Source organism: Flavobacterium faecale (assembly GCF_048320115.1).
Lineage (GTDB): Bacteria > Bacteroidota > Bacteroidia > Flavobacteriales > Flavobacteriaceae > Flavobacterium > Flavobacterium faecale_A.
Genome location: NZ_CP182943.1, coordinates 828306 through 840971 on the forward strand (window position 1 = coordinate 828306; position 12666 = coordinate 840971).

Sequence of the window (12666 nt, forward strand, 5' to 3'; positions counted from 1 at the left end):
ATCAAATAAGAGAATGCAGCAAATCTTTAATTTTATATTCAAAAACAGTAATAGACTACTGTTTTTGCTGTTATTATGCATTTCGTTATTGCTTACAATACATTCGCATTCTTACCACAAAAGCCGAGTGATTAGCTCTGCTAACTTTGTAAGTGGTGGCGTGTATGAAAAAATGAACAATGTAAGCGAATATTTGAACTTAAAAACTCAAAATGAAGCTTTGGCATTGGAAAACGCAAGATTAAAAAGTCTCTTATTTAAAACTAAAGACACTACGGAAATTAGAAAAATCGAGAGTCTTAAAGGAGTTGCTCCTGATGACATTGTTGTTTCTAAAGTGATTCATAACTCCTACAACGCCCATGAGAACTATATTACCTTAAATTCAGGCTCCTTAGAAGGCATCAAAACAGACATGGGAGTTATCAATAATTTAGGAATTGTTGGAATCGTAGATAAAACTTCTCCAAATTATGCTACAGTGGTAAGTATCTTGAATGTCAAATCTCAAATCAATGCTAAGATTAAAAAATCAAACCATTTTGGTTCTTTGGTTTGGAACGGAAAAAGCACTGGTTTTGTACAACTTATTGACGTCCCTAGATTGGCCTCCGTTAGAAAAGGAGACACGATTGTAACAGGCGGACAATCTGTAATTTTCCCTGAAAACATCAATATTGGTACGATTGACAAAATTTATATTGACAACCAAACCAATTATTACACTTTGAATATCAAACTTTTTAATGACATGACTAATTTAGGCCATGTATATATCATAAAAAGTAAAAACAGAGACGAATTGAATAATCTAGAAAAACAAAATATTAAAGATGAATAGTACTTTGTTAGTCAATGTTTTTCGGTTTATACTTTTATTAGCCGTTCAAATAGTCATCTTTAACAACATGACTTTTTTAGGGTTTATTTTGCCGCTTCCTTATTTATTATTTATATTGCTGTATCCAGTAAACGGTAACAAATCAGGCCTACTGATTTCTAGTTTCTTATTGGGACTGGTAATGGACTTTTTTTCAAACTCAGGAGGAATTCATGCTACGGCTTGTTTAATTTTAGCTAATTTTAGACCTTCTATTTTTAAATTTTCATTTGGTATCAGTTACGAATACCAAACCATTAAAATAAATGATTCCTTAACACCTGAACGATTTTCATTTATATTGCTAGCGGTGCTCATACATCATATTACGATGTTTGTACTCGAAGCATTTCAGGTCAGTTTCATCTGGGACATCTTAATCAGAACCTTGTTAAGTTCTATATTTACGATTATCAGTTGTATCATTATAATTTATCTTATTAAGCCAAACAAACGATGAGAAAACTTCTGCTGCCTACTTTAATAATCATTGCAGCATCATTGCTACTAATTCGCATATTTTATTTGCAAGTTATCAACGATACTTTCAAATTAAAATCAGAGAATAATGCAATAAAAATAAAATACGATTACCCTGAAAGAGGCTATATCTTTGATAGAAATGGCAAATTACTTGTTGCCAATCAAGCTTCTTATGATATCATGGTAATTCCAAGGGAATTAAAAAACATTGACACCCTAGAATTTTGCCAACTTCTTAACATTACCAAAGAAGATTATATCAAAAAAATTGAAAAAGCAAAAGTCTATAGTCCAAGGCTACCTTCTGTCTTTTTACCACAGCTAAACAAAAGTGAATTTGCTGCTTTTCAAGAAAAAATACGAAAATTTGAAGGTTTCTATTTTCAAAAACGTTCTTTACGTGACTATGAAGTAGACTTTGGAGCCAATATTTTCGGATTTATTACTCAAGTAAACGAAAGACTGATTGAGAAAAACCCCTATTATAAAAGTGGGGATTTGATAGGTCGTCAAGGAGTTGAGGAAAGCTATGAAGAAATTCTACGCGGTATAAAAGGAGTAAAATACATTCAAAAAGACAAATACAACAGAGAAATTGGTTCGTATAAGGATGGAAAATACGATACTATTGCTGTTCAAGGGGAAGACATCAACCTAACCATTGATGCTGAAATTCAGCGTTACGGAGAACAATTAATGATCAATAAACGAGGCGGAATTGTGGCTATTGAACCTAAAACGGGTGAAATACTAGCATTGGTAACTGCGCCATCCTATGATCCAGCCATCCTAGTAGGAAGACAACGATCTAAAAACTACACTTTACTCTACCATGATTCTATTGCTAAGCCACTATATGACAGAGGTTTATTAGCAGAATATCCTCCAGGATCCCCATTTAAAATTCTGACTGGACTCATTGCGTTACAAGAAGAAGTTATAGATGAACACACTACATTTGTATGCCACCATGGTTTTAGTTATGCCCCTGGAAGATTTATGAAATGTCATGGATCAGGGCCACACCAACTGAATAATGGGATATATAATTCATGTAATACTTATTTTGCAAATGTTTATTTACGCATAATTGGAAAATACAAAAGCACACCTTATGCTGTTGACAATTGGAGTAATCACCTTAAAAGTTTTGGTCTCGGACAATTTATGGGCTATGACTTACCTACTGGTAAAAGAGGAAAAGTTCCAACTTCTAAAACCTATAAGAGCATATATCCTAATTGGAACTATAGTGGAAAAACTATTATTTCTAACTCCATAGGACAAGGTGAAGTTTTAATGACTCCAATACAGTTAGCTAATATGATTGCAACCGTTGCTAACGAAGGTTATTACTATACGCCACATATCATTAAAAAAATTAAAGGTGCATCAATAGATAAAAAATTCACCACTAAGCATGTGACAACCATAGATAAAAAATATTTCAAACCTATGATTCAAGGTTTATTTGACGTGTATAACTATGGTACTGCTAGTTCCTTAAGAGTAGAAGGAATTGATATTTGTGGTAAAACAGGAACCGCTGAAAACTTTGCCAAAATTGGAGGCAAGCGCGTACAGCTAAAAGACCACTCTATTTTCGTTGCATTTGCCCCTAAGGACAATCCAAAGATTGCAATTGCTATTCTTGTAGAAAACGGAGGTTTTGGTGCTACAATTGCAGGCCCTATTGCCAGTTTAATGATTGAAAAATACCTTAGAAAAAAAATCACTAGGGTTGATTTAGAAAAAAGGGTTCTTGGTATCAGTTTACGAGATCAATATGCCAAACTTGGTGGTATGAAAGAAGCGAGCGCCATTGAAACAACGCCAAAAGATTCAATCAGCCGAAAAGAAACATCGACTTTAAAAGTCGATTCAACTAAACAAAATTAACTTGAGATTGTTACAATGAAAAATCAAAGTATAAAGAAAAATCTCGACTGGATTTGTATTATTATCTACAGTTTGCTAGTCATACTTGGATTGTTGAATATCTATTCCTCTTCCTTATCATCAACTGATGATACTGCAATGAAGCAATTGTTATTCATTGTTTTATCAATTCCTTTAATTTTTGTTTTACTGGCAGTTGACGGGAAAGTCTATGAAAAATATGCCAGTTTAATTTACATCATCGGACTTTTAGCTTTGGCTGGATTATTTGTTTTTGGAAAAACGATTAAAGGTCAGGCCAATTGGTATTCGTTTGGCTCATTTGGTATTCAACCGTCAGAATTTGTTAAATCAGCTACTTCATTGGCTTTAGCCAAATACCTAAGCGATGTACAAGTCAATTTAAAAGACACCAACAGACAAATTCAGGTTCTAGGCATATTAGGACTTCCTATTTTACTTATTGTTCCACACGACCCCGGTAGTGCCTTGATTTATTGTGTACTTATTCTTGTTCTCTACCGTGAAGGACTACCTGCTTGGTATGTATGGACTGCATTTGCAGCAATTATACTTTTTGTTACCACCTTAATCGTCCAACCCATATACATTATCCTTTCGATACTGGTAATTTTAATTGCTGTGCATTTTAAATCTCGAATGGGAAATCGAAATGTTATCCTAAGTAGTATTCTTTTTATACTGATGTCAGGATTTGTATTATCTGTTGACTATGTTTTCAATAACGTATTCAAACAACACCATAGAGACCGTTTTAATATCTTGTTAGGGAAAACTGTGGATTTAAAAGGCATTGGGTACAACACCAATCAATCAGAAATTGCTATTGGATCAGGAGGCTGGTTTGGAAAAGGATTTTTGGAAGGCACACAGACCAAGGGGGGGTTCGTGCCAGAACAACATACAGATTACATTTTTACTACCGTTGGTGAAGAATGGGGTTTTGCTGGTTGCTTAGTCCTAATCAGTTTATTTGTAACCTTACTATTAAGGATTATCTACTTGGCCGAAAGGCAAAAAACAAAATTTAGCCGTGTATATGGTTATTGTGTAGCCAGTATATTGTTTGTTCACTTTTTTGTAAACATTGCCATGGTAGCAGGTATCTTTCCAACTATTGGGGTTCCATTGCCGTTCTTTTCCTATGGAGGTTCTGGACTTTGGGGATTTACAATTTTGCTGTTTATCTTTCTTAAAATGGACGCTAATAAAGTAAACGAATGGTAATCTTTTAATTAGAAATCCAAAACTTGTAATCGGTATTTTTTTCCAATTCATCTTCGAGTTTGTCCTCTAAATTTGGAAAAAAATCTATTCCTGTCAATACTTCTATGCTATCAACTGAGACCACATATTCATAAAGTGCTTTTTTACTTTTTTCATTGGGCATCAAGAAGGCAATCATTTTATGTTTGCCTTTTTCATTTTCAAAAATAATTTTATAAAAATAATCAGGAACTACGACTTTTTCAGCCCCAATCGTTTTGGAAGTGTTAGTCAAAATTCCTCCTGTAACCACCATTACTCCATTATTCTTTGCTGCCCAATAGCGTACCTTTTGTTCCAAACGGTTCCAAATTCCTCCATTAAATTCGCGATTCTGAGGTGCTATATTTGAGGTGTAAAAGGTGTCGTTATAGGCATCCCAATGAAACTCCATATCTGCGGCAGGACATAGATGTCCTTTATCATAACCTGACTTTTTATAGTTCCTCCAATCAGCAGACCCAGTTCGCACTAATGGATCTTCAACAAAATAAGGCCGCTTAAAATCCCTATTCTTTAAATATTCTTTTTTTAATTCATAAGCCAGCCATTCTGCTTGCTCAGCTTTTTCATTATAAGATAAAGTATAGTAGGTGTGTTTGACAATTTGATTTTTTGAAAATTTGGGTAAAAAATACTCCCAACTTCCATTTGTATTGGTTTCCCGAGAGTCCATCTCTTCTCCTAATTCACTAGACAAACTTTTGATGTCGAAATTTTCGATACTAAGTCTGCTTGACTTAGAATCCATTTTACAAGACTGCAAAAGCAAACAACCAAAAACGCTCCAAAAAATCAAGTAGATTTTCAGGAGCGTTTGATATAAATTTAAAAGATTCTGCATTCAGAATAAATTAAGACTTTACTAATTTTTCTTTTTTGGTATTTACATTTTGCTTCGTAACAGACTTCATTTGTAAATCATCCAAAACATTCAAAGCCTCCTCTACATATATATCCTTTGACAAAGCCTCATGCCATCTGTCTCTTTTCTCTTTTAAGATGTTGTCTTTCAAAATTTGTTCGGTCTCGTAAGGCAAAGAAGCAAACTTCAAATCATTTTTATATTGAGAAATTGGCTTGTATTTTTTAGCTTTTTCTTCAATCTCTTTCTGAGACGCTCTGAATTTTTCCAGATTTAAACTATACGTATTGTCAGCACTACGGCTATCAATCCATTTGGCATTTTCATCAATTAGTTTGAAATGTTCACTTGTCGCGATACGATTTTTACTATTTGCAATTGCCTTATTAAAATTAGTGTTTTTATCCCAAACGGTATATTCTGCCGCATCAATTTTATCCCAAGGCATCGCGTTCTCAATATCACGCTCTCCCATTTTCAAATAAGAATAACGATCTGGCATCACCACATCACTACTCACACCTTCTAATTGTGTAGAACCTCCATTGATTCTGTAAAACTTTTGAGTGGTTGTCTTCAGTGCTCCTAAATCCCCAACAGCACTGTTTCTAACGAATTGATTTAAATCAATCACATTTTGAACCGTACCCTTGCCATAAGTTTGTTTACTACCGATGATAACTCCACGTTTGTAATCTTGAATGGCTGCTGCTAATATCTCAGAAGCCGAAGCTGAAAAACTATTTACCATGATTACCAAAGGCCCATCCCATTCTATCTTTTTATCTTTATCAAAAAGGATTTCTTTTCTTCTTCCTGCCGATTTTATTTGGACAATAGGTCCTTCACTAATAAACAATCCTGCAATATCTACCACCGTAGACAATGATCCACCGCCATCATCACGGACATCCAATACAATTCCGTCTACACCTACTTTCTTCAAACGTTCTACCTCAAGTGCTATATCTTTTCCAGCATCTCTTCCGTTTTTGTCTTCAAAATCAATGTAGAACTTTGGCAAATAAATCACTCCGTAGTTCAAGCCATTTTTATTAACAATACTTGATTTTACATATGTTTCTTCAATTTCAACAATATCTCTAATAATTGAAATTATTTTAATTGTACCATCTACTTTCTTTACAGTCAAACGCACTTCCGTTCCTTTAGGACCTTTAATTTTCTTTACCACATCATCCAGTCGCATTCCTACTACATCTACCGCTTCTGCATTTCCTTGTGCCACTTTCATAATCACATCACCCGCTTCTAGTTGTTTTCCTCTCCAAGCAGGTCCCCCTGAAATCAATTCAGAAATCTCAGTAAAGTCATTTTTCTTCTGCAAACGAGCACCAATACCCTCTAATTTACCACTCATACTTACATCAAAACGCTCTTTTTCATCAGGAGCAAAATAATTAGTATGAGGATCAAAACGTGCTGTTATAGAATTAATAAAAACTGAGAACCAGTCATTTCTATTCAAATCACCCATAAAACTAAAATACTCGTCTAAAGATTTTTTAGCACTTTCTCTTGTCTCTTTCTCTAATTCATCAAATGTTTTAGGCTTTTCATCGTACTTAACTTCTTCTTTTTTAGTAACTGGAGCTACTCCATCGTTTACATGATTTCCTTCTTCATCTCCTGCTTCAGTACTTAATTCTTCCTTGATACCTTTAGCTTTGTTCTCTTGCATTTTTAATCTATCTGTCAATGAAGAAAGTGCAGACAATTTAATTTGCTTGCGCCATCTTTCATTTAACTCGGTTGTGTTTTTGGCATAAGGTGCTTTGTCATAGTCTGTATTAAAACTTTCGTCCACAGTAAAATCAAATGGTTTTTCTAAAATTGTTTTATAAACAGCTTTAGATTCATCCATCCTTTTCATCAACCTTTCATAAGTCAAGCTGAAAAATGTCAAATCTTTATTTAAAATTTGGTTGTCAATTTCAGTCTCATATTTAGAAAACTCGTCAATATCCGCTTGCAAGAAAAAACGCTTAGAAGGATCTAGCGCTTGAATGTAATCTTTATACACACCTTTTGAAAAACTGTCGTCAATAGTCGCTGGACTGTAGTGCCCTTTCTCAATTACAAATGTTAATAATTCTAAAAGTAGTTTATCCTTATCAGAGTTAATTTCATTTTTATAATTACTATTAAAAGCAAACAATGTTATGGAGAGCACAACGATTGTAAGAAGTATTTTATAATGTCTTTTCATAAAGTTAATTATAGTATTCATTCAAATTTTTAAACTAAGTTAAATTAAAAACTATGCCATCAACGGTAAAGCTTCCATAATTTTTTGTTAAAGATATAAAAATGTTTTTTTGTATCTTCCTTAATACTTGAAGTTAATATTTTTTGTTTCCTTTGTTATTCTTATCAAAATAAGCATTAATAATTCAATTTATAAAACAAATATACCCACATGGATAATACCAAACCATTAATATTAGTTACTAACGATGACGGCGTAACTGCTCCAGGAATTCGAGCGTTGATTGCTGTTATGTCAGAAATAGGAAATGTAGTTGTGGTAGCTCCAGACAAACCACAAAGTGCCATGGGACATGCCATCACTATAAACAGCACTTTGTACCTCAATAAAATCTCAAAAGAAAATGCGCCCATCTTAGAATACAGCTGTTCTGGAACCCCTGTAGACTGTGTCAAACTAGGCGTGAATGAAATTTTGAGAAGAAAACCTGATTTGTGCGTTTCTGGGATTAATCATGGTTCCAATTCATCTATCAATGTCATTTATTCAGGAACTATGAGTGCTGCCGTTGAAGCAGGAATAGAAGGAATTCCTGCCATTGGCTTTTCCTTATTGGATTACAATTGGGATGCCAATTTTGATGAAATCAAACCATTTATCAAAAAGATCACGCTTGAAGTATTAGACAAAAAACTACCTAAAGATGTGGTTTTGAATGTTAATTTACCCAAGTTAAAACAGGATGAAATTAAAGGAATCAAAATTTGCCGTCAAGCCAAAGCGCTATGGGTAGAGAAATTCGATAAAAGAACCTCCCCTTTTGGCAAAGAGTATTATTGGCTCACTGGTGATTTCGTAAATGAAGACAAAGGAGAAGACACCGATGAATGGGCCTTGGCCAATGGCTACATCTCCATTGTACCTGTGCAATTTGACTTGACTGCGCATCATGCTACTCAACAACTTAATACTTGGAACTGGAATGAATAAAATAGAATTGTTTTTAGGAGTCTTGATTGGGTTTATCAGCACAGTCATTGGAACCTTTATTTTTATTCAATTTTTCACCGAATTTGACTTTAGCAACGGAATCCAGGCTATGCGAGCTCAAGGTTATTTGGGTAAAATAATCACCTTAGGATCGATTCTAAATCTCGCGGTATTTACCATCTTTATTAAACTCAACAAAGACCTAATGGCTAGAGGAATTATTATGGCCGTGATAATGATGACTATTTTTACTTTATTCATATAAAAAAACAAGAGCATCATTTGATTGCACAACCAGCAATGACTAATTTTGGCTGTTGATTAATTTAAACTATCATACATTACGCTATGAAATACTATATCATTGCAGGAGAAGCATCTGGAGACTTACACGGTTCGAACCTAATGAAAGCCTTGTACAAAGAAGATCCCACTGCTAACATCCGATTTTGGGGAGGTGATTTGATGGAACAAGCAGGAGGTACTTTGGTCAAACATTACAGAGACCTAGCATTTATGGGATTTGCTGAAGTTCTTTTCAATCTAAAAACCATCTTAGGAAATATCAAAATATGCAAAAGTGATATTTTAGAATTCAACCCCGATGTTATTATTTTCATAGATTACCCTGGTTTCAATATGAGAATTGCACAATGGGCAAAGCAACTGGGAATCAAAACACATTATTATATTTCGCCTCAAATTTGGGCTTGGAAAGAAAGCCGCATCAAAGCCATCAAGCGAGATGTAGACAAAATGTATGTTATTTTACCTTTTGAAAAAACATTTTACGAAGACAAACATCATTTTCCAGTCGCATTTGTAGGTCACCCGCTCATTGATGCGATTCACAACCATAAAGGCAATTCTGTCACTAATTTCAGAGCCGAAAATCAATTGTCAGACAAGCCTATTATAGCCTTATTACCTGGAAGCCGAAAACAAGAAATTACCAAAATGCTTTCAGGCATGTTGAGTATTGTAGACGATTTTCCAGATTATCAATTTGTCATTGCAGGAGCTCCTAGCCAAGATTTTTCCTTTTACGAACCGTTTATCACCAAGAAGAATATTCAATTTGTTTCTAATAAAACCTATGCCCTGTTACAAAATGCAACGGCCGCTCTGGTGACTTCAGGAACAGCTACTTTAGAAACGGCACTTTTTAAAGTTCCCGAAGTAGTTTGCTACAAAGGAAATTGGGCTTCCTACCAAATTGCCAAACGTATCATTACCTTAAAATACATTTCCCTTGTCAACTTGATTATGGATGAAGAAGTTGTGACCGAATTGATTCAAGACGAATTCAACCCAAAGAATATCAAACGTGAATTGGTTAAAATCTTAGAACCCAATCACCGAGAAAATCTCCTCAAAAAATACGATATTTTAGAACAAAAATTAGGTGGTTTGGGAGCTAGTGAAAAAACGGCACGTTTGATTGTCAAAGATTTAAAAACATCTTAATTTATTAGTTTTGAAACAAATAGTCTCTTTATTTATAATCACATTATTATTTGCTTCCTGTAAATCCAGTTCATCCCTAGCGAATAAAACCATCAGGAATTCCCTAGCAGATAAAATAGTAACCAACGCCAAGCAACATCTAGGCGCTCCTTATAAAATGGCAGGCAAAACCCCTTCAGGTTATGATTGTTCAGGATTAGTCTACAGTACTTTTGGTGCATTTGACATTCCTCTTCCGCGTACTTCCTACGATCAAGCAAAAGCAGGAATATCATTAGGACAAAACACAAGTAAAGCCGAAAAAGGAGATCTTATATTTTTTAAAACCAATAACAGTTCCCGAATCAATCATGTAGGTATTGTTACGGAAGTGGAGAATGATGAAGTTAAATTCATTCATTCTTCAACCTCTAGAGGTGTAATCATTTCCTCGACCAAAGAATCTTATTATGAAAAAAGTTTTACACAAATCAATAGAATTTTAGAATAACCCAATATTTATTTTAAGAAAATTAGTACTTTAGTTAAATGAAAGTACTCCAATTTCCCCTTTTTCGCCTCACGATTGGATTCCTATTGGGTATCCTTTTTTCTTATTACTTCAAATTAGCTTTAGAGGAAAATCTACTCCTTTTAGGTCTTAGCTTTTTCCCGTTAATTGGCAATTATTTTTATCAAAGAAAAAACACACAACCGCATTTCTCTTTTGGTATTCTTACCCTCTTACTGAGTTTTTCTATCGGATCCTTCACCTTATTTTCACATACTGACTCCAATAAAAAACTGCATTATAGTCACGAGGAATCCGCTTTTGACAGTAACAACCTTATTGTTGCTCACATTCAAGAAAAAATAAAAAGCACTAAAACCAATGAACGCTACATTGCTAATATCACTGAAATCAATGGCAAAAAAACAACTGGGAAAACCATTTTAAACATCAAGAAAAGCGATTTAAATCCAAAAATCAACTGTGGCAATCAGCTAATTATAAAAGGGCAACTCTATAAAACTAAAAACGCCTACAATCCCAATGCCTTTGATTATGGCAAATATTTAGAGAACAAACAGATTTACAGCCAACTCTACACTAAAGATTCCTCTTACCTTTTAACCACTGCAATAAAAAAAGATTTATTCTACTATGCCTCCGCATTTAGAACGACCATCATCACAAATCTTGAAAAAGAGCGCTTCAACAAGCAAACATTAGCTGTTGCTATCGCACTAATATTAGGACAAAAGCAAGAAGTCTCCCCTGAAGTTATGCAAGATTATCAATTTGCAGGAGCCATTCATATTTTATCCGTTTCAGGACTTCATATTGGATTTATATTGTTGTTCTTAAATTTTATTTTAAAACCCATTCCTAACACTCCAAAAGGCTCGTTTTCTAAATTATTCATCACAATTGGCTTGCTTTCCTCTTTTGCATTTATAGCGGGTTTGGCACCATCAGTTGTACGTTCTGTAGTCATGTTTTCATTTGTCGCAATTGGATTTTACCTCAGAAGAACTACAAATATTTACCATACGATTCTCGTTTCAATCTTATTGATTTTATTATTCCAACCCTATTTCTTGTTTGACGTAGGCTTTCAACTGAGCTATCTTGCATTGTTCTTTATCATTTGGGCACAGCCACTGCTTACTAGTATTTGGAATCCAAAGCATAAAATAGCAAAAACAATTTGGGAAATCCTTACAGTTTCTATGGCGGCACAAATTGGAACACTCCCGATTTGTTTGTACTATTTTCATCAATTTCCTGGTTTGTTTTTCTTAACCAATTTGATTATAATTCCCTTTTTGAGCTTTATTATGATTCTGGGAATCTTAGTAATGGTATTGGCTGCATTAAATTATACGCCTCTATTTCTGACCAAACCCTTTGAATGGAGCATAACTGGAATGAACCAAGTTGTAAACTGGATTGCCTCTTTTCGTGGCTTTGTCCTTCAAGACATACCCTTCAATAGCTACTTCTTAATCAGTTCTTACTTTTGTATTATCACTTTAATTGTTTGGTTAAAAAAACCAAATTTCTTAAAATTGAATCTTGTCCTAATTGCAATAATCTGTTTTCAATTGGCTTACATCAAAACCGAATTTGAAATAACCAATGGTAAAGAATGGATTGTATTTCACCAAAAAAACAATAGTCTCATCACAGAGCGAAAAGGCAAAGAAGTTCGGGTTTACACTAATCAGCTGAAAGATTCAAACAACAATCTCAACGATTATCTCACAGCAAATTTCAGCACAATCAAAAAAAGTTCTAACCTCCAAAACCTTTTCTATTTTAACAACCGTAAAATTATGATGATTGACAGCACAGGAGTATATCTGCCCAACCAATCCCCGGATATTCTCTTGCTCACACAATCCCCTAGAATCAATCTCGATAGAATACTGCAGACCATCCGTCCTAAAATAGTAATTGCCGATGGATCGAACTACAAATCCGTTCTAAATGCTTGGGGAAAAAGCTGTGAAAAGCAAAAAATCCCTTTTCATGCTACTGCTGAAAAGGGGTTCTATAAATTGTAATTACACATAAAAGAT

General features: G+C 34.2%; 11 protein-coding genes. 9 read left to right on the forward strand and 2 right to left on the reverse strand.

The window, feature by feature from the left end; genetic code table 11:
* The first annotated feature begins 13 nt into the window (after window positions 1-13).
* The 4 genes from mreC to rodA are packed head-to-tail and all read left to right on the forward strand — an operon-like array spanning window position 14 to window position 4510.
* Window positions 14-841: a rod shape-determining protein MreC gene (gene mreC / locus ACNH59_RS03520; protein ID WP_418264051.1), complete on the forward strand. Its 828-nt coding sequence runs from the start codon at window positions 14-16 to the stop codon at window positions 839-841.
* The gene (locus ACNH59_RS03525) at window positions 834-1340 is read left to right on the forward strand and encodes a rod shape-determining protein MreD (protein ID WP_418264052.1); all 507 of its coding nucleotides are present in this window, start codon (window positions 834-836) and stop codon (window positions 1338-1340) included. The genes mreC and ACNH59_RS03525 overlap by 8 nt, the downstream gene beginning before the upstream one ends.
* Window positions 1337-3262, forward strand: a complete 1926-nt coding sequence (gene mrdA, locus ACNH59_RS03530; protein ID WP_418264053.1) for a penicillin-binding protein 2 — start codon at window positions 1337-1339, stop codon at window positions 3260-3262. The genes ACNH59_RS03525 and mrdA overlap by 4 nt, the downstream gene beginning before the upstream one ends.
* 15 nt (window positions 3263-3277) lie before the next feature.
* Window positions 3278-4510, forward strand: a complete 1233-nt coding sequence (gene rodA / locus ACNH59_RS03535; protein ID WP_418264054.1) for a rod shape-determining protein RodA — start codon at window positions 3278-3280, stop codon at window positions 4508-4510.
* Window positions 4511-4514: 4 nt separating this feature from the next.
* Here the strand turns inward: rodA and ACNH59_RS03540 are convergent, their stop codons facing one another.
* Together ACNH59_RS03540 and ACNH59_RS03545 are read right to left on the reverse strand one after the other, a co-directional pair.
* Window positions 4515-5300: a DNA/RNA non-specific endonuclease gene (locus ACNH59_RS03540; protein ID WP_418264055.1), complete on the reverse strand. Its 786-nt coding sequence runs from the start codon at window positions 5298-5300 to the stop codon at window positions 4515-4517.
* A 103-nt stretch (window positions 5301-5403) separates the two neighbouring features.
* Window positions 5404-7665 (reverse strand): carboxy terminal-processing peptidase, encoded by a 2262-nt coding sequence (locus ACNH59_RS03545; protein WP_418264056.1) that lies wholly within the window; start codon window positions 7663-7665, stop codon window positions 5404-5406.
* Window positions 7666-7854: 189 nt separating this feature from the next.
* On the opposite strand from ACNH59_RS03545, the gene surE reads away from it, so the two are divergent.
* The 5 genes from surE (at window position 7855) to ACNH59_RS03570 (ending at window position 12651) form a co-directional block, all read left to right on the forward strand.
* Complete coding sequence (gene surE, locus ACNH59_RS03550; protein WP_418264057.1) at window positions 7855-8634, forward strand: 5'/3'-nucleotidase SurE; 780 nt, start codon at window positions 7855-7857, stop codon at window positions 8632-8634.
* Window positions 8627-8899, forward strand: coding sequence for a hypothetical protein (locus ACNH59_RS03555; protein WP_418264058.1), 273 nt, complete (start codon window positions 8627-8629; stop codon window positions 8897-8899). Before surE ends, ACNH59_RS03555 begins: the two co-directional genes overlap by 8 nt.
* An 83-nt stretch (window positions 8900-8982) precedes the next feature.
* Complete coding sequence (lpxB, locus tag ACNH59_RS03560) at window positions 8983-10101, forward strand: lipid-A-disaccharide synthase (RefSeq protein WP_418264059.1); 1119 nt, start codon at window positions 8983-8985, stop codon at window positions 10099-10101.
* Window positions 10102-10111: 10 nt separating this feature from the next.
* Window positions 10112-10591 carry a C40 family peptidase gene (locus tag ACNH59_RS03565; protein ID WP_418264060.1) on the forward strand — a complete coding sequence of 160 codons (480 nt, stop codon included), beginning with the start codon at window positions 10112-10114 and terminating at the stop codon, window positions 10589-10591.
* A gap of 38 nt (window positions 10592-10629) precedes the next feature.
* Complete coding sequence (locus ACNH59_RS03570; RefSeq protein ID WP_418264061.1) at window positions 10630-12651, forward strand: ComEC/Rec2 family competence protein; 2022 nt, start codon at window positions 10630-10632, stop codon at window positions 12649-12651.
* Window positions 12652-12666: the final 15 nt, after the last annotated feature.